Genomic DNA, 16,563 nt, shown 5'->3' with positions numbered 1-16,563 from the left:
CGCCCGAGCCAGTCGGGTGCGGTCACGAGTCGACTCCGAGGTTCACGCGGACGGCGTCGGCGATGTCGTCGACGCTCCGGAAGGGTTGTGGCAGCACCTTGGCGACAGTGCCATCCGCAGATATCAAAACGGAAACGGGCAGCACATTGGGCGCTCCGACGGCGGCGGCGACTCTGCCTGCACCGTCCTGAACGCCGGGCAGCGTGACGCCGTAGTCGGTGAGCCGAGTCAGGCCGTTGGCTTCGTTGGCGTCGTTGTGCACCGTCAGGACCTCGATCTTTTCGCCCGCCCGTTCGGCGTACTGCTGGAGGTAGGGCAGCTCTTCGGCGCAGGGCCCGCACCAGTACGCCCAGATGTTGAGCAGCGCCGGTCGGCCCGCGAGTACCTGGCCGAGGTCGACGTACGAGCCGTCGCCGATGCATTCGAGGGTGATGCCGGTCAGCGGACCGGATGCAGCACCCGACGGCGTCGGACATGCGGCCAGCCCTGCGTCGCGCCGCAGCGGGGCAAGGGCCTCGGCGGTGTCGGCTGCGCGACGCTCGTCCGTGCCCGGTGCCCGCTGCCCGAGGCCGGGAGAGTCCGTGGGTTGGGCGGTCGGCGCGTCGCTTCGGGGCCACAGCGCGTAGACCATCCCGACCACCAGGATCAGAGCGACCAGTGACCACCGCAGAGCAGATCTGTTCACGGCACGATTCCGGCAAGGGCGAGGAGGTGGTCGGTTTCCGGGCCCTTCACCAACGCGGCCGCAGCGGCGGGGTCGGTCGGACCGGTGCCGAAGGACGGGCAGTCCTTGGCGAGGACGCACACCCCACAGGCGGGTGTACGAGCGTGGCAGACGCGTCGACCGTGAAAGATGACTCGGTGCGAGAGCAACGTCCACTCCTTGCGTTCGATGAGTGCGCCGACGGCATGCTCGACCTTGACCGGGTCCTCCTCCTCGGTCCACTGCCACCGTCGCACGAGCCGACCGAAATGGGTGTCGACGGTGATTCCCGGAACATCGAAGGCATTGCCGAGCACGACGTTGGCCGTCTTGCGGCCGATCCCGGGAAGGGTGACGAGATCCTTCAACGTCGCGGGCACCTCGCCGTCGAAGTTGTCCAGCAACTTCTGTCCGAGTCCGATCAGTGAGTTCGCCTTGTTTCGGTAGAACCCGGTGGTGCGGATGTACTCCTCGAGCTCGGTGCGGTCCGCCTCGGCGTAGTCGCGGGCTGTGCGGTATTTCACGAACAGTGCCGGGGTGACCATGTTGACGCGCTTGTCGGTGCACTGCGCGGACAGGATTGTCGCGACGGCGAGTTCGAGGGGCGTGGTGAAGTCCAGTTCGCAGTACACATGCGGGAAGGCAGTGTTCAACGTCCGGTTCATCCGCCGAGCTCGGCGCACGAGCCCGAGGTGCGTCTCCTCGCGTTTGCGCACGTCGGGGCGTTTCGGAGCTGTCGAATCCACTCCACAACTGTACGGACAAGAATGCGTAACGTTCCTCGCGGCAGGAGTGGGCTGTGTTTGTATCGAGACCTTTTCGGTGTTAACTGGCCGGTATGCAAGGACTCGCCGTGGTGCTCTTTCCGGTACTACTCATGCTCTTCGCACTCGCGATGGAACGCGTCGAGTTCCGGCTCAGCAAGCTCGGCGTCCGAGAGCAGGAAGTACAGGAGTTCCTCGATCAGGCGAGCACGTCCGAGGTCGCCACTCTGGCGAACGAGGGCTTCCCGCACGCACTGGCCCGATTCAACACCCGCAAACGCCGCCAGACCCCGCCGCGGACCGTCGACACGCGCGACGGCATGGTCGACCAACGAGCCAGCTGAGCGCGCGTTTCGTCCCATTGGTCGTAATTTGGATGAATTTCAGGTGAACGGGAACACACTCCCGAGACCTCTGGCAACCTGTGGTGGCGTCGATCACTCGGTTTCCACCGACTCGAAGTAGACTCCCCTGAGGTAATTGTTGTGTTTGATCATCTGGTCGGCGTCGACGCCTGAACTGCACCGCAGTTCGGTGCATGGCACGAACTGTGTACAAACGCTTTCGGTGGTGCGGGTTGCCGCGTCACCGACATCCCAAAAGGAGCGCAAGTGGACGACGTCCTGGCACGGGCCGGCATCTTCCAAGGAGTCGAACCCTCTGCGGTTGCGGCACTGACGAAGCAGCTGCAGCCTGTCGATTTCCCCCGCGGACACGTCGTGTTCAACGAGGGCGAGCCCGGAGACCGGCTCTACATCATCGTCTCCGGCAAGATCAAGCTCGGGCGACGCTCCCCCGACGGTCGCGAGAACCTGCTGACGATCATGGGACCGTCGGACATGTTCGGCGAGCTGTCGATCTTCGACCCCGGCCCCCGTACGTCCTCGGCCACCACGGTCACCGAGGTGCGCGCGGTCAGCATGGATCGAGCTGCGCTCAAGGACTGGATCGATCAGCGCCCCGAGATCGCCGAGCAGTTGCTGCGCGTGCTGGCCCGCCGGTTGCGTCGCACCAACAACAACCTGGCCGACCTCATCTTCACCGACGTTCCCGGACGCGTCGCGAAGGCGCTGCTGCAGCTGGCCCAGCGCTTCGGCACCCAGGAAGCGGGCTCGCTGCGCGTCACCCACGACCTGACGCAGGAAGAGATCGCTCAGCTCGTCGGTGCCTCTCGCGAGACCGTCAACAAGGCACTGGCCGACTTCGCACACCGCGGATGGCTGCGCCTCGAAGGCAAGTCGGTGCTGATCTCGGACTCCGAGCGTCTGGCACGCCGAGCTCGCTAGCTCTCGCGGAGGTAGGCCAGCTGCGTTTTGACCGACATCCGCGCAGCAGGCCACAACTTCTTGTCCACGTCCGCATAGACGTGGCGTACCACCTGCATCGGTTTCGCGTTCTCGCCTAGTTCGGCGAGCGCCGAGCGAACCTGATCCAGCCGCTGCCGACGGTGAGCGCGATACGCCCGCGCCACCTCGGCGGTGTCCGGCAACTCCGGCCCGTGACCGGGAAGCACGGTCTTCCCCGCACCGGCCGCTTCGAGCCGGTCCAACGACTGCAGATAATCCGCGAGCGAGCCGTCCTTCGGGTCGAGCACCGTCGTGCCGCGGCCGAGGACGGTATCTCCCGTCAGGACCGCGTCGTCGAGCACGAAACTCACCGAATCCGCGGTGTGACCCGGCGTGTGCAGAACCTCGATCCGAAGACCCGCGGCCTCGATGACCTCGCCGTGGGCCAGAGCAGCGCCGTCCCCGTGCAGGAACTTCTCCCCGACCGCGCGCACCGGAGCCGCCGTCTTTCGGTGAAAACGCTTCAGCCCGCCGGTGTGATCGGCGTGGCGATGGGTCACCAGGGTCAGCACCACCGTGCCCGACGCGGCGACGGCGTCGAGATGGGCTCGGTCCTTCGGCCCCGGATCGACGACGATGCATTCCTCGGACCCCGGTGCCTGGAGAATCCAGGTGTTGGTTCCGTCGAGGGTCATCTTGCCCGGGTTGTCGGCGAGCAGAACCGACGCGGTCGGCGTCACCTGCCGGCGTAGTCCGTACGCGGGATGCTGGGGATTCGAAACGGCCATTGAAACACTGTAGGTCGCCGACCCCAGCTCGTGTCCATGCGGACTACCGTCGACACCTATGAAGATCGGACTCGTCGGAGCGGGCCCCTGGGCCCGCAAGACTCAAGCCCCCTCGTTGCTCGCTCATCCCGCCGTCGACTTCGCCGGAGTGTGGGCCCGACGGCCCGAGGCGGCGGCCGAGATGGGGGCACCGGTCTTCGAATCGTTCGAAGCCCTGCTGAGCGCGGTCGACGCGGTCGCCTTCGCCGTACCACCGGCCGTGCAAGCCGGGTACGCGCTCCGCGCGGTCCAGGCAGGCAAACATGTGTTGCTGGACAAGCCGATTGCCGCAACAGTGGCCGAGGCCGAGGAACTGGCAGCGGCGGTGACTGCAGCGGGCGTGCGCTCGATGGTGACGCTGACTCTCCGGTTCGCCCCGGAGACAAGGCGATTCCTCGACGCGGCCGCCGGTCGAGCGTGGGCCGCGGGCTCGGGAACCTGGTTTTCCGGTGCCGTCCTCGGCGGGGCGTACGCGAACTCCCAGTGGCGACACGACGACGGGGCAATCCTCGACATCGGACCACACGTGTTCGATCTGCTCGATGCAGCGCTGGGAACCATTGCGCGCGTTGCCTACTCGCACCGAGAGGTGGCGTCGGACAGTTGGACGGTGCTGCTCGAACACGAAGGCGGAGCCCGCAGCACGGTGCAGTTGTCCCTGCGGACGCCGATCATGCCGTCTCTGATGCGGATAGAACTCAGCGGCACCGACGGAGTCGAGACACTCACCGATCGATCGACCTCGTCGACCGACTGCTTCGCCGTCCTGCTGGACGAATTCCTCGAGTCGGTCGACAAGGGTGTCGATCACGAATGCTCGGTACACCGAGGCCTGCACCTACAGAAGGTGATCAGTGCGGCTGCGCCCCAGTGACATGTGCGGCTACGCCCCAGTGACATGTGCGGCTACGCCCCAGTGGCGTGGTCGAGCGCCCCAGAGAGCACACGAACACACCACTGCGCGTCAGCGCAGTTCGACGATGAGCTCCACTTCCACCGAAGCACCGAGGGGCAGTTCGGCGACACCCACAGCCGAGCGCGCGTGCTTGCCCGCATCGCCGAAGATCTCACCGATGACGTTCGACGCCCCGTTGATCACCCCGGGCTGACCGGTGAATCCCGGCGCGGAGGCGACGAACCCGACCGCCTTGATCACCCGGGCCACCGAATCGATGCCGACGAGCGCGTGCACGGCGGCGAGCGCGTTCAGGGCACAGATGCGTGCCGCAGCGGTGGCGTCCTCAGCGGTGACGTCGGCACCGACCTTGCCCACGGACGTCAGGTTTCCGTCCACGATCGGCAACTGGCCGGAGGTGTGGACGAGCGAGCCCACCTGCACCGCCGGGACGTAGGCCGCCAGCGGCGGGACGACGTCGGGCAGCTCGATGCCCAGCTCGGACAGTCGTTCGCTCCAGTTCGCCACGCGCTCAGGCCTTCGGACGCTTGAAGTACGCGACCAACGTGTCACCGCCGTTGGGTCCCGCCATGATCGTGACGAGCTCCCAGCCCTCGGAGCCGTAGTTGTCGAGAATCTGCTTGGTGGCATGAATCAGAACCGGTGCGGTGAAGTACTCCCAGATGATCTTTTCGCTCATGACTGTCGAGCCTATCGCCCACGCGGTGCCGGAACTACAGTCGTCGCATGGATCGGCTCGATATCAAGGACGCCATCTATCACTTCGCGCGCAACCTCGGTGATTCTCGAGACCAGTTCTCCCTGACGGTGTTCGACTCGGTCGATCGCGCCGCGCCCTCGTTCGAGGAGGTCGTCGCGCACATGGAGACCCGTGTGCCCCTCGTTCCCGGCCTGGGGCTACGGCTTCGGGAGGCGCCGCTGAACCTCGACTACCCGCGATGGGTACCCGACACGTCCCCGGTGTCCGAACGGATGTCCGATCACGATCTCGGCGGTGCTCCCTGGGCCGATTTCGAGGCCTTGATGGGCGACCTGCTCCGTACCCGTCTCGATCCGAGAGACCACTCCTGGCACGTGCACGTGGTGCGCGGAGTCGGTTCTGCTCCGCTGATACAGGGAGCGGTCACGGTGGTGATACTGCAGGTCGGACACGCCCTGACCGATGGCCTCGGCGTCTCGAAGATGGTTCGCGCACTGTTCGAGGCACAGTCCTCGGCGGGCGCGGCACCGTCTCCGCAGACCGAACCCGAGCGGGAGCACCCCGTTGCCGGCGTGTTGAGTGCGGTGGTCCGGGCACCGGTGGATCTCGCGCGATCGCGGTGGGAGGCCCGCCGCGCGATTCGCGCCTACCGGGGTACGACGCCCGGCCCGCCTGCGGTGCCCGCCACGTCGATCAACCGGGCCGTGGGGCCGTATCGAGTCGTCCGGATAGTGCCGATGCAGGCGACGGAGGTCCGCGTGGGTGCCGCGTCGTTGACGGTGTCCGCTCTCTGCGCCGTCGGCCCGTGCCTCGATCGGTATCTCGGCGACGGTCACGGGGCACTGTCCGAGACCGGAGGCATCGTGTCGGCCTTCGTCCCGATGGCCCTGCCTCGCGATACGGAGTGGCCTGCAGCGAATCGCGCAGTGGTCGGAACGGTCGATCTCCACGTCGGCGAACCCGATCTCGAGAAGCGGGCCGAGCTGATCACTCGGTCGCTCGCAGTCGAACGAGCCAGAGTGACGGCCGCGCCACTGCTACGCATCGCGCGAGCGGACGAGCGGGTGCCCGCACCGATCGTCCGATTCGTCCAGGGACGTCGATTCCGAAAACGCGACCGCTCTCCGGCGCGCGTCGGGGCTCAGACAACCGTGGTCAGTGTCGACCGTGGCCGCGCGAATCTCGAGCTGTGCGGTGCCGTTTCGCGCTTCTCGGCGGGCTTTCCGTTCCTCGAAGACGGCCGGTGTCTCAACCACGGGATCTTCGGCATCGGCTCTGTGGTGACGGTTGCCATGGTCGCCTGTCCCGACGCAGTTCCGGATCTCGACGGCTACACCCGGCAATTGGTCGACCGACTCCGCCGACACTCGGGGCAGAGTTAGAGACTTCGGTCGGACGCCCGGGGACGACCTCTATATGGTCGGGGTGTGGGTATAGCGAACGAAGAGGGATGGCCGGCGAAGGCAGATGCCGCGCGGCTGCATTTCGTGTCCGGTAAGGGTGGCACCGGCAAGACGACGGTCGCTGCCGCATTGGCGCTGGCGCTCGCGGCAGGCGGTCGACGGGTGTTGCTGGTCGAGGTCGAGGGCCGACAGGGCATCGCGCAGCTCTTCGACGTGCCGCAGCTCCCGCCGCAGGAGACGCGGGTCGCCTCGGCGGACGGCGGCGGTGAGGTCTACGCACTGGCGATCGACATCGAGACCGCGTTCCTCGAATACCTCGAGATGTTCTACAACCTCGGCTTCGCCGGCCGCGCGATGCGCAAGATCGGTGCCATCGAGTTCGCGACGACCATCGCACCCGGTCTGCGCGATGTACTGCTCACCGGCAAGGTCAAGGAATGTGTGGTGCGGACCGACAAGAAGGGCAACCGCATCTACGACGAGGTCGTCGTCGACTCGCCGCCGACCGGCCGCATCGGAAACTTTCTGGACGTCACCAAGGCCATGGCAGATCTCGCCAAGGGCGGTCCGGTTCGTTCACAGAGCGAGGGCGTGGTGCGGTTGCTGCACTCGGCCGACACCGTCGTGCACCTGGTGACGCTGCTCGAGGCGCTGCCGGTTCAGGAGACCGCCGACGCTGTGCGCGAGCTGGAGGCGGCCGATCTTCGGCTCGGCACGGTGATCGTCAATCGCACCGAACCGACGTACCTGCCTGCGGAGTCCCTCGACGCCATCGCCGGGGGCGAGATCGATGCCGTCGCCATCCAGGACGGTCTCGCCAAGACCGGAATCACGTTGTCCGAGGCGGACTTCGCGGGGCTGCTCACCGAATCGATCGAGCATGCGGCGACGCTCTCGGCTCAGGTGGAAAGCGCAACCACGCTCGACGAACTCGACGTCGCGCGGATGTCGCTGCCGATGTTGGCCGACGGTGTCGATCTCGGCGGCTTGTACGAGCTCGCCGCCAAGCTCGCAGAACAGGGTGTCCGATGACGCGACCAGTAGCAACCGAACTCGATGTCGACCGCATTCTGACCGATCCCACGTCGCGAATCGTCGTCGTCTGTGGGGCGGGCGGTGTCGGCAAGACGACCACCGCGGCAGCGATGGCGCTGCGCGCCGCCGAGCAGGGCAGGCGCGTGGTGGTGCTGACGATCGATCCGGCCCGCCGCCTGGCTCAGGCACTCGGTCTCGGCGATCTCGACAACAGCCCGCAGCCGGTGAAGTTGGGTGCCGGCGCCAAGGGTGAACTGCACGCGATGATGCTGAACATGCGACGCACCTTCGACGAGATGGTCATCGAGCACTCGACGCCGGAGAAGGCCGAGCAGGTGTTGGCCAATCCGTTCTATCAGACTGTGGCGTCGTCGTTTTCGGGCACGCAGGAGTACATGGCGATGGAGAAGTTGGGGCAGCTGTCCCTCGACTCGTCGTGGGATCTGATCGTGGTGGACACTCCGCCGTCGCGCAACGCACTGGACTTCCTCGATGCGCCGCAGCGACTCGGCTCGTTCCTCGACGGCCGTTTCATCCGACTGCTCACCGCTCCGGGTCGCGGCATCACCCGCGTGGTCACCAGCGCGATGAGCTTGGCCATGCGCGGCGTCTCCACCGTGATCGGTAGCCAAATGCTTTCCGACGCATCGGCTTTCGTTCAGTCGCTCGATTCGATGTTCGGTGGCTTCCGCGAGCGGGCGACGCGTACCTACCAGTTGCTACGCGAGGACGGCACCAGCTTCCTCGTCGTCGCTGCCGCAGAGCCGGATGCACTTCGCGAGGCAGCGTTCTTCGTGGAGCGGTTGTCCGCGGAGAAGATGCCGCTGGCCGGCTTGGTGGTGAACCGGACGCACCCGACGTTGTCGACGGTGCAGGCCGATCACGCAGCGACGGCCGCAGATCTGCTCGATCGAATCGAGGATCCCGGCGCGGACCTGACCGCTGCAGTCCTCCGAATCCACGCCCAGCGCGCGGTCACGGCAGCGCGGGAGGTGCGGTTGCTTCGACGCTTCACCGGTGCGCACCCCCGGGTGCCCATCGTCGGTGTGCCGTCGCTGCCGTTCGAGGTCTCCGACCTCGCCGCGCTGCGCGCAGTGGCCGATCAGCTGACCCGCAAGGGCTAGATCGGCTGACCCGCACGGGCCGGGTCAGCCGTGCCCGGCATTGCCTAGATAGCTGCTTGCTGCTGACGCTGGGTCTCGAAGAACTCGGACCAGGAGTCGACCTCGGGGTGCTGCTTGAGCAGCGCCCGGCGTTGGCGTTCGGTCATGCCACCCCAGACACCGAACTCGACGCGGTTGTCCAGTGCATCCGCTCCGCACTGCATCAGTACCGGGCAGTGCCGGCAGATGGTGGCGGCCTTGCGCTGCGCTGCACCCCGGACGAAGAGCTGGTCCGGGTCAGTGCCCTTGCAACGGGCGTGCGACACCCAGGCGATGCGTGCCTCTGCTTCTTCTACATCGAGTCGCGTCGGCGCTGTTGTCGTGTGCATGCGGATACCCCTTTGCGTTGCGGACGTCCTCACTGGACGTCCCGGAGGCTCGAAGCGGTTTGTACCTCGTCGGTCGAAGCACAAATTCTAGGAGCTGCCCCACATTCATTATCAAGTGTTATGCGAATCACACCGTGTTCATAATTTAGGTAACGCGAGCCCCGAATGCAAGACGGCGAGGTCACATTTCTGGTACGGCCGTCCCGAGCAGGGGCGCAGCACACAGCGCATGCAGGCCTCTGCCGGTCCGAGCGGTACCCACGTACGCTGTGCTCTGTGTCAGTTGGAAAAACCGTGGCGAAGCTCGCCGGATGTTCAGCACTCGCCGGTGCATTGCTCGCCGGCGTGATGTTCCCCTTGGCCGGCGGGTTCGGGTACGCCTCCAACCGCGCCGCCGATACCGTCGACAACGTCTCGGCCGAGTTGGTGGAAGGCGCAGTGCCTGCCGTCTCGACGATGACGGACGTCAACGGCACGCCCATCGCCTGGCTGTACGAGCAGCGTCGATTCGAGGTGCCGAGCGACCAGATCTCCAACGAGATGAAGCTCGCCATCGTCTCGATCGAGGACCGCCGCTTCGCCGAGCACCAGGGTGTGGACTGGCAGGGCACGCTCCGAGCGTTCCTGACCAACACCACCAGTGGGCAGGTCGAGCAGGGCGCATCCACCATCGACCAGCAGTACGTGAAGAACTATCAGCTGCTCGTGGTGGCCAAGACCGACGCCGAGCGCCGCGCGGCCATCGAGACGACGCCCGCTCGCAAGATCCGCGAGATCCGCATGGCGTTGACGCTCGACAAGGAACTGACCAAGGACGAGATCCTCACCCGATACCTCAATCTGGTGCCGTTCGGCAACGCGTCCTTCGGCATCCAGGACGCGGCCCAGACCTACTTCGGCATCGACGCCAGCCAGCTCAGCGCCGTTCAGGCCGCGATGCTCGCGGGCATGGTGCAGTCCAGCTCGGCGCTCAACCCGTACACCAACGAGGAGGGCGTGATCGAGCGGCGGAACACCGTGCTCGACACGATGATCCAGAACCTCCCCGAACGCGCCGACGAGCTCGCCGCCCTCAAGTCCGAGCCGCTCGGTGTACTTCCGGTCCCCCAGACCCTGCCCCGCGGATGCATCGCAGCAGGTGACCGCGGATTCTTCTGCGACTACGCACTGCAGTACCTCGCCGACGCCGGCATCAGCCGGGAGCAGATCGACAAGGGCGGCTACCTCATCCGCACGACGCTCGACCCCTCGGTGCAGAACTCCACCAAGGCCGCCCTGGTCGGCAACACCAGCCCCTCGCTCGACGGTGTCGCCACGGTGATGAACGTCGTCGCACCGGGACAAGATCAACACCGCATCCTCGCGATGGGCAGCAGCCGAACCTACGGACTCGACGCCGATGCCGACGAAACCGTTCAGCCGCAGCCGTACTCGTTGATCGGCAACGGCGCGGGCTCGATCTTCAAGATCTTCACCACCGCCGCGGCGATGGAACGCGGACTCGGCACCAGCGCAACGCTGCAGGTTCCGCGTCGTGTCGAGGTCAAGGGCGTCGGCGACGGCGGAGCACGGAACTGCCCGGCAGCGACGTACTGCGTCGAGAACGCCGGCAACTACCCGCCTGCCCTCTCCATCACCGACGCCTTGGCCCAGTCCCCCAACACGGCGTTCGTCAAGCTGATCGAGTCGGTCGGGGTAACCCCGACGGTCGACATGGCCGTCCGCCTCGGCCTGCGCTCGTACACGAACCCCGGTTCCTCGGGAACCGACCAGTCCATGGCCGATTTCCAGAAGGACCAGAACCTCGGCTCGTTCACCCTCGGACCCACCTGGGTGAACCCCCTCGAGCTCTCCAACGTTGCGGCCACACTGGCCTCCGGCGGCAAGTGGTGCCCGCCCACCCCGATCGACTCGGTCTTCGATCGCGAGGGCAAGCCCGTTCCCGTCACCCAGCAGGCCTGTGAGCAGGTCGTCGAGCCCGGACTGGCCAACACTCTCGCCAACGCGATGAGCAAGGACGACCAGGCAGGCGGCACGTCCGCATCCGCCGCAGGATCGGTCGGCTGGACGTTGCCGATGTCCGGCAAGACCGGCACCACCGAGTCACACCGGTCGTCCGGCTTCCTCGGCTTCACCAACAACTACGCCGCGGCCGTCTACACCTACGGCGACTCTCCGACACCCAGCGAGATCTGCTCGTTCCCGCTGCGGCCCTGCGGGTCCGGAAACCTGTACGGCGGTAACGAACCGGCCAGGACATGGTTCGACGCGATGAGCCCGATCGCCAACAATTTCGGACCCGTCTCGTTGCCACCCGTCGACCAGAAATACGTCCGCGGCTCGGCCAACGGCCAGGTACCCGACGTCACCGGCCAGAGCCAGTCGTCGGCAACCGCGACCCTGCAGGGTGCGGGCTTCCAGGTGACGGTGGCCACCACGGCCGACCAGGCGGCCCGCGGCACCGTGGTGTCGACGTCGCCGTCGGGCTCGGCGGTCCCCGGGTCGAACATCACGATCTACGTCAGTGACGGTTCGGTTCGGCCTGCCCCCGCCCCGACGCCCTCGTTGCCGAACATTCAGATTCCGGACCTACCGCCGGGAATCCAGATCCCGGCGATCCCCGGTATCACCGTTCCTCGGTAGTGCCTACGGCAGTGGTGCGGTTATGTGCCCCAGGGGGCACGCAACCGCACCACTGCGCGGAGCGCACTACAAGCGGTCTTTGACAGCCTTCGACAGGCGCGATCCGTCGGCCTTGCCCGCGGCGAGTCCCGACGCGATCTTCATGACCTGACCCATCTGTTTCATCGCCGGTCGCTCCCCGAGATCCTCGGCGACCTGCGCGATGGCGGTGTCGACGATGTTCGCCAGTTCCTCGTCGGTCAACGGCGTGGGCAGGTACTCGTCGATGATCTGCGCCTCGGCGCGCTCGTTGGCAGCGAGTTCGCCGCGGCCGTTCTGCGTGTAGATCTCGGCCGACTCGCCGCGCTTCTTCGCTTCCTTGGCAAGCACTTTGAGAACGTCGTCGTCGGTCAGGTCGTGGGCCTCCTTGCCGGAGACCTCCTCGGTCTGGATGGCGGCGAGAATCATGCGCAGCGTTGCCAGGCGGAGTTTGTCCTTCGCCTTCATCGCTGCGGTGAGGTCGGTACGGAGGCGGGCCTTGAGTTCGGACATGGCGGAAACGCTACGCGGCGCAGTCGTCGGCTCGCACGTCCATATCCGGTTGCTGCCGTATCGTGGATGAGGTGTCCGCACAATTCAGTCCCTCGTTTCTCCGCACCTCCACGCAACTGCGCCGCACCTCCACGCAACTGCGCAGTGCCTCCACGCAACTGCGCTCTGCCGCAGAGCTGGCGCGAGATGCCGTCAGGGCGTCACCGCTGAAGAGTTCGGTGATCGGGACGGCAGGAGCCGCCGCGCTCGGGGTCGGATACGCCACACTCATCGAGCGCAATGCGTTCACGCTGCGCGAGACGTCCATGGCGGTGCTCGAGCCGGGTTCGGCGACGCTGCGCGTGCTGCACATCAGCGATCTGCACATGATGCCCGGCCAGCGGATGAAGCAGAACTGGCTGCGTGAGCTGGACCGCCTCGACCCCGATCTGGTCGTCAACACCGGAGACAACCTCTCGCACCAGCGCGCAGTGCCCAGCGTCGTACAGGCACTGGGGCCGCTGCTGGCCCGGCCGGGTCTGTTCGTGTTCGGCAGCAACGACTACTTCGCGCCCAAGCCGAAGAACCCGTTCAAGTACTTCGACAAGAATCACAAGCGCACCACCGGCGACTCGTTGCCCTGGCGCGATCTGCGCGCCGCGTTCTCCGAGCGGGGTTGGCTGGACGTGACGCACGTACGCCGCGAACTGGAGGTTGCCGGGGTGCGGATCGCGTCGGCGGGCGTCGACGATCCGCATCTGAAGCGCGACCGCTACGACACCATCGCCGGCCAGCCGAACCCGCTGGCAGACCTGCGCCTGGGCATCACCCATTCGCCGGAGCCACGCGTGCTGGACAAGTTCGCCCAGGACGGATACGACCTCGTCCTCGCCGGTCACACCCACGGGGGCCAGCTGTGCCTGCCGTTCTACGGTGCCCTGGTGACCAACTGCGAGATCGACCGTTCGCGCGTCAAGGGGCCGTCCAAGTGGGGCGCACACACCCAACTGCACGTCTCCGCGGGCATCGGCACGTCACCGTACGCGCCTGCACGGTTCTGCTGCAGGCCCGAGGCCACCCTCATCACGCTGACTCCGGCCCCGAGAATGGGTCCGAAAAACGTCTCCGACGAGGGCGTTTCGCGTTCCGAGGCAGTCGTGAGTTAGACTTCTGCAGCGGTACACGGGGTGTGGCGCAGCTTGGTAGCGCGCTTCGTTCGGGACGAAGAGGTCGTGGGTTCGAATCCCGCCACCCCGACACAGATGGACTCGCTCGATTCACTCGAGCGGGTCCATTTTCAGTTGTGCGGTGCTCACGTACTGTGAGTCCACCTTGCCGGAGCCAGCGAACGGACTTCTCGACATGCCGACACCCACCCGCGTACACGTCAAGCACCGTTTCGTCTCTCCGCCCGAGGTCGTGTTCGCGGCACTGTCCGAACACGAGAACCTCGGGCCGCTCTTCATGGCCAAGATCGGCCGCGTTCGGGACGGTGACACCTCGCGCAATGGAGTCGGCTCCACCCGCAGCCTGAAGCTCGGCCCGCTACCGGCGTTCGAGGAAACGACGGTCACCTCCGAGCCGAACTCGCTGATCGAGTACCGCATCACCAAAGGCGGCCCGCTACGCGGTCACTGGGGCGTGCAGAAGTTCACCCCCACCGCCGACGGCGGCACCGAACTCGATTACACGATCGGTTTCGACGCGCCGGTCCCCGGACTCGCTGCGATCGTCGGTAAGGCACTGACGTCGAGCATCTCGAAGAACCTCTCGCGCCTGGCTCCGTAGGGGTTCGCTCGGCATCATCCTCGAGTATGACCATGTCGATACTCCGGTGCGACGACTCTCCATGATCGACGCGCCAGAGTCGAGGCATGGACATCGTCAGAACTCACAGCCTCGGCAAGCGCTACGACACGCATACCGTCGTCGACGACGTGAACCTTCGCATTCCTGAGGGCTGCGTCTACGGCTTTCTCGGTCCGAACGGATCGGGCAAATCGACGACCATGAAAATGCTGCTGTCCCTGATTCGACCGACCTCGGGTGAGGTGGAGATCCTGGGTAGGCCGATGAATCACGGCACCCGCCGCGAAGTGCTCTCGCACATCGGATCACTGATCGAAGCTCCGCCCGGGTACGGACATCTCACGGGTGCGGAGAACCTTCGTATCGTGCAACGCTCGCTCGGATTGCACGCCGAGCAGATCGAGCGGGCAGTAGCCACCGTCCGTCTGCAGGAACACCTCGACAAGAAGGTGAAGAACTACTCGCTGGGAATGAAACAGCGCCTGGGCATTGCGATGGCACTCGCGCGCGAACCACGACTTCTGATCCTGGACGAGCCCACCAACGGCTTGGACCCGGCAGGCATCGAAGAGATCCGCGGCTTGCTCCGTCATCTCGCCGAACACGGTGTGACAGTGATGGTCTCGAGCCATCTGCTCGGCGAGATCGACAAGACGGCGAACATGCTCGGAATCCTGAGCCAGGGCCGCCTGATTTTCCAAGGCACCCGCGACGAGCTGTTCGCCGCCTCCACTCCGGACGTGCTCATCGACGCAAGCGATCCCAGCCGCGCGAGTTCGATTCTGCAACAGAAGATCCCGGTGCAGTTCGACGACCACACGTTGAGGCTGTCCGGCATCGACGATCGTGGTATCGCGCAGGTGGTGGCGGAGCTCGTCGGCGCAAACGCAGGCGTCTACGGCGTTCGACGCGACGATCAGTCGCTCGAGGACGTATTCATGAACCTGACGAAGGGCGGCCGACTGTGACGACCGTACGCAACGAATTCGCCAAACTCAGGCACCTGCACATCGGCGCGATCGCCGCATTGTTGGTCGCCGCGATCGTAGGGTTGACCTTCGTCGGCGCTCTCACCGCGGCGACGTCGAACGATTCGACCGCGGTCTCCTGGGCACTGCCACTGGCCGGGCTGTCCCTTGCCGTCCCCATCGCGTCGCCACTGCTGATCGCAGTGATGGCAAGCCGCACAGTGGAAGTCGAGCACCAGTGCAACGGCTGGTTACTGAACCAGACCACTGGAGCCGACCGCGGAGCCCTCGTGCGGGCGAAGCTCGTCTCGACGGGCCTCGTCGTCGGTGGCGCGACGGTGGCGGCCAGCGCTGCAGGTGTATTTCTGGGGACCGCCATCGGGGTGACTCAACCGTTGCCTGCCGGTCTGTGGTTGGGCTACACGGCGGCGGCGGTGACGGTGAACATCGTAATACTTGCACTCCACCTGCTGATTTCGGCGCGAGTGGACAACCAACTGGTCGCGCTGGGAATCGGCATCGTGGGTACCGTCATCGCGATCTGCGCCTCCGGATTCCCCTCCTGGGCAGCACACCTGACGCCGTGGGGGTACTACTCCTCGGCGTCCGCCGCCGACTACCGAGGCGAGCAGGTGGTGACACTGAACCCGTCCTACGTCAGCATCGTCGCCCTCGGAGTTGTCGGGGCAATGTTGTTCTGGCTCATGACCGTTCGACTCGATCGACAGGAGGTACGAGCATGAATGCGTTTTCGGCAGAGATGATCAAGCTCAGGCGCTCGCAGGCATGGACTGTCGTCGTTCTCCTCCCTCTGATCATCGCGGGGGTCGGAACGTTCAACACGATCGCGTCGGGCGCAGAGTCGGCAGAGGGGTGGCGCACGTTGTGGTTGCGCACAGTCGTGTTCTACGGCCTGTTCCCACTCGCACTCGGCGTTGCTGTGCTGGCCTCGCTGGCGTGGAAATCCGAACACCGAGGAGGGAACTGGAATGCCCTGATGAGTGGGCCGGTTCCGTCGACGCGCATCGTGATCGCCAAGACGGCTGTGGTGGCAACGCTGACTGCGGCCATGAACGTCGTCATGCTGGCAGCGGTCGTCGTTGTCGGCAAGGTGGTTTTCTCGCTCGACGGCATGCTTCCTTCCGAGCTCTTCGCGACCAGTGCACTCGTCGTGGTGGGGTCGCTACCGGTGGCGGCTCTGCAATCCGGTCTGTCGATGGCGATCAGGTCGTTTGCGGTGCCGATTGCCATCGCTCTCGTCGGGGCCGGTACATCGGTGTTCCTCCTCACCGCCGAGGTGACCGAGGCAATCTTCGTGTTGCCCTATGCACTGGCAACTCGCGCAACCCAACTGGCCTCCGGCACTTTCAGTGACTCCGGTTCGCTCACGACCGGATCCGCACTATCGGTGCTGACGGCCACGGCACTGCTCACTGTCGTAGTCGTCGCGGTGACCGGCAGGGCACTCAACCGCAGAGACATCCACGTTCGGTGACAGCGCGAGACC

Annotated in this window: 19 protein-coding genes and 1 tRNA gene; 13 read left to right on the top strand and 7 right to left on the bottom strand. The window is 65.8% G+C overall.

Annotated elements, in window-relative coordinates; translation table 11 throughout:
- Positions 1-22: 22 nt before the first annotated feature.
- Together CH306_RS11405 and nth are read right to left on the bottom strand one after the other, a co-directional pair.
- A complete protein-coding gene (locus CH306_RS11405; protein ID WP_179272868.1) occupies positions 23-631 on the bottom strand; it encodes a TlpA family protein disulfide reductase in 609 nt (202 codons plus the stop codon).
- A gap of 50 nt (positions 632-681) precedes the next feature.
- Entirely contained in the window at positions 682-1,449 is a 768-nt protein-coding gene (gene nth, locus CH306_RS11400; protein WP_094646658.1) for an endonuclease III, read from the bottom strand.
- 92 nt (positions 1,450-1,541) lie between these two features.
- Here nth and CH306_RS11395 point away from each other — a divergent pair, with 92 nt between their 5' ends.
- Complete coding sequence (locus CH306_RS11395) at positions 1,542-1,811, top strand: hypothetical protein (protein WP_032395258.1); 270 nt, start codon at positions 1,542-1,544, stop codon at positions 1,809-1,811.
- A gap of 267 nt (positions 1,812-2,078) precedes the next feature.
- The gene (locus CH306_RS11390) at positions 2,079-2,753 is read left to right on the top strand and encodes a Crp/Fnr family transcriptional regulator (RefSeq protein WP_027494494.1); all 675 of its coding nucleotides are present in this window, start codon (positions 2,079-2,081) and stop codon (positions 2,751-2,753) included.
- Here the strand turns inward: CH306_RS11390 and CH306_RS11385 are convergent.
- Complete coding sequence (locus tag CH306_RS11385) at positions 2,750-3,541, bottom strand: MBL fold metallo-hydrolase (RefSeq protein WP_032395259.1); 792 nt, start codon at positions 3,539-3,541, stop codon at positions 2,750-2,752. The genes CH306_RS11390 and CH306_RS11385 overlap by 4 nt on opposite strands.
- Positions 3,542-3,599: 58 nt before the next feature.
- Between CH306_RS11385 and CH306_RS11380 the strand changes: the two genes are divergently transcribed.
- Entirely contained in the window at positions 3,600-4,454 is an 855-nt protein-coding gene (locus tag CH306_RS11380) for a Gfo/Idh/MocA family protein (protein WP_094646657.1), read from the top strand.
- A 90-nt stretch (positions 4,455-4,544) separates the two neighbouring features.
- On the opposite strand, the gene CH306_RS11375 is transcribed toward CH306_RS11380, so the two are convergent.
- Both CH306_RS11375 and CH306_RS11370 read right to left on the bottom strand, forming a co-directional pair.
- Positions 4,545-5,003: a RidA family protein gene (locus CH306_RS11375; RefSeq protein ID WP_032395261.1), complete on the bottom strand. Its 459-nt coding sequence runs from the start codon at positions 5,001-5,003 to the stop codon at positions 4,545-4,547.
- Between the two features lie 4 nt (positions 5,004-5,007).
- Positions 5,008-5,175, bottom strand: coding sequence for a DUF4177 domain-containing protein (locus tag CH306_RS11370; RefSeq protein ID WP_094609297.1), 168 nt, complete (start codon positions 5,173-5,175; stop codon positions 5,008-5,010).
- Between the two features lie 47 nt (positions 5,176-5,222).
- Here CH306_RS11370 and CH306_RS11365 point away from each other — a divergent pair, with 47 nt between their 5' ends.
- Genes CH306_RS11365 through CH306_RS11355 form a run of 3 tightly spaced genes read left to right on the top strand, consistent with a single transcriptional unit; the run spans position 5,223 to position 8,758 of the window.
- Positions 5,223-6,578: a wax ester/triacylglycerol synthase domain-containing protein gene (locus tag CH306_RS11365; RefSeq protein WP_094646656.1), complete on the top strand. Its 1,356-nt coding sequence runs from the start codon at positions 5,223-5,225 to the stop codon at positions 6,576-6,578.
- A 45-nt stretch (positions 6,579-6,623) separates the two neighbouring features.
- Positions 6,624-7,631: an ArsA family ATPase gene (locus CH306_RS11360; protein WP_094628506.1), complete on the top strand. Its 1,008-nt coding sequence runs from the start codon at positions 6,624-6,626 to the stop codon at positions 7,629-7,631.
- Complete coding sequence (locus tag CH306_RS11355) at positions 7,628-8,758, top strand: ArsA family ATPase (RefSeq protein WP_032395265.1); 1,131 nt, start codon at positions 7,628-7,630, stop codon at positions 8,756-8,758. Before CH306_RS11360 ends, CH306_RS11355 begins: the two co-directional genes overlap by 4 nt.
- Before the next feature lie 44 nt (positions 8,759-8,802).
- Here CH306_RS11355 and CH306_RS11350 read toward each other — a convergent pair whose 3' ends face one another.
- Positions 8,803-9,126 carry a WhiB family transcriptional regulator gene (locus tag CH306_RS11350; protein ID WP_008712729.1) on the bottom strand — a complete coding sequence of 108 codons (324 nt, stop codon included), beginning with the start codon at positions 9,124-9,126 and terminating at the stop codon, positions 8,803-8,805.
- Between the two features lie 294 nt (positions 9,127-9,420).
- Between CH306_RS11350 and CH306_RS11345 the strand changes: the two genes are divergently transcribed.
- A complete protein-coding gene (locus CH306_RS11345) occupies positions 9,421-11,769 on the top strand; it encodes a penicillin-binding protein (RefSeq protein ID WP_032395266.1) in 2,349 nt (782 codons plus the stop codon).
- 66 nt (positions 11,770-11,835) lie between these two features.
- Here the strand turns inward: CH306_RS11345 and CH306_RS11340 are convergent, their stop codons facing one another.
- Positions 11,836-12,300, bottom strand: coding sequence for a GatB/YqeY domain-containing protein (locus CH306_RS11340; protein ID WP_032395267.1), 465 nt, complete (start codon positions 12,298-12,300; stop codon positions 11,836-11,838).
- 176 nt (positions 12,301-12,476) lie between these two features.
- Between CH306_RS11340 and CH306_RS11335 the strand changes: the two genes are divergently transcribed.
- The 6 genes from CH306_RS11335 (at position 12,477) to CH306_RS11310 (ending at position 16,551) form a co-directional block, all read left to right on the top strand.
- Positions 12,477-13,445 (top strand): metallophosphoesterase, encoded by a 969-nt coding sequence (locus CH306_RS11335; protein WP_032395561.1) that lies wholly within the window; start codon positions 12,477-12,479, stop codon positions 13,443-13,445.
- Positions 13,446-13,462: 17 nt separating this feature from the next.
- Positions 13,463-13,536: transfer RNA gene (locus tag CH306_RS11330), tRNA-Pro, on the top strand.
- Between the two features lie 105 nt (positions 13,537-13,641).
- A complete protein-coding gene (locus CH306_RS11325) occupies positions 13,642-14,067 on the top strand; it encodes an SRPBCC family protein (RefSeq protein ID WP_045200851.1) in 426 nt (141 codons plus the stop codon).
- Between the two features lie 86 nt (positions 14,068-14,153).
- Positions 14,154-15,056: an ABC transporter ATP-binding protein gene (locus CH306_RS11320; RefSeq protein ID WP_094646655.1), complete on the top strand. Its 903-nt coding sequence runs from the start codon at positions 14,154-14,156 to the stop codon at positions 15,054-15,056.
- On the top strand, positions 15,053-15,799 hold the full coding sequence (locus CH306_RS11315; protein ID WP_094646654.1) for an ABC transporter permease: 747 nt from the start codon (positions 15,053-15,055) through the stop codon (positions 15,797-15,799). Before CH306_RS11320 ends, CH306_RS11315 begins: the two co-directional genes overlap by 4 nt.
- Positions 15,796-16,551 (top strand): ABC transporter permease, encoded by a 756-nt coding sequence (locus tag CH306_RS11310; protein WP_094646653.1) that lies wholly within the window; start codon positions 15,796-15,798, stop codon positions 16,549-16,551. The genes CH306_RS11315 and CH306_RS11310 overlap by 4 nt, the downstream gene beginning before the upstream one ends.
- The last annotated feature ends 12 nt before the right edge of the window (positions 16,552-16,563 follow it).

It is taken from the genome of Rhodococcus sp. 15-725-2-2b (assembly GCF_002259075.1).
In the GTDB taxonomy this organism is placed as follows: Bacteria; Actinomycetota; Actinomycetes; order Mycobacteriales; family Mycobacteriaceae; genus Rhodococcoides.
This window is presented reverse-complemented; position numbering and strand designations above follow the sequence as displayed.

Bases quoted from the DNA above. Each gene is read 5' to 3' on its own strand.
- CH306_RS11405 (WP_179272868.1), bottom strand. From the start codon at position 631: ATGGTCTACGCGCTGTGGCCCCGAAGCGACGCGCCGACCGCCCAACCC.
- CH306_RS11395 (WP_032395258.1), top strand. From the start codon at position 1,542: ATGCAAGGACTCGCCGTGGTGCTCTTTCCGGTACTACTCATGCTCTTC.
- CH306_RS11385 (WP_032395259.1), bottom strand. From the start codon at position 3,541: ATGGCCGTTTCGAATCCCCAGCATCCCGCGTACGGACTACGCCGGCAG.
- CH306_RS11380 (WP_094646657.1), top strand. From the start codon at position 3,600: ATGAAGATCGGACTCGTCGGAGCGGGCCCCTGGGCCCGCAAGACTCAA.
- CH306_RS11370 (WP_094609297.1), bottom strand. From the start codon at position 5,175: ATGAGCGAAAAGATCATCTGGGAGTACTTCACCGCACCGGTTCTGATT.
- CH306_RS11365 (WP_094646656.1), top strand. From the start codon at position 5,223: ATGGATCGGCTCGATATCAAGGACGCCATCTATCACTTCGCGCGCAAC.
- CH306_RS11355 (WP_032395265.1), top strand. From the start codon at position 7,628: ATGACGCGACCAGTAGCAACCGAACTCGATGTCGACCGCATTCTGACC.
- CH306_RS11350 (WP_008712729.1), bottom strand. From the start codon at position 9,126: ATGCACACGACAACAGCGCCGACGCGACTCGATGTAGAAGAAGCAGAG.
- CH306_RS11340 (WP_032395267.1), bottom strand. From the start codon at position 12,300: ATGTCCGAACTCAAGGCCCGCCTCCGTACCGACCTCACCGCAGCGATG.
- CH306_RS11325 (WP_045200851.1), top strand. From the start codon at position 13,642: ATGCCGACACCCACCCGCGTACACGTCAAGCACCGTTTCGTCTCTCCG.
- CH306_RS11320 (WP_094646655.1), top strand. From the start codon at position 14,154: ATGGACATCGTCAGAACTCACAGCCTCGGCAAGCGCTACGACACGCAT.
- CH306_RS11310 (WP_094646653.1), top strand. From the start codon at position 15,796: ATGAATGCGTTTTCGGCAGAGATGATCAAGCTCAGGCGCTCGCAGGCA.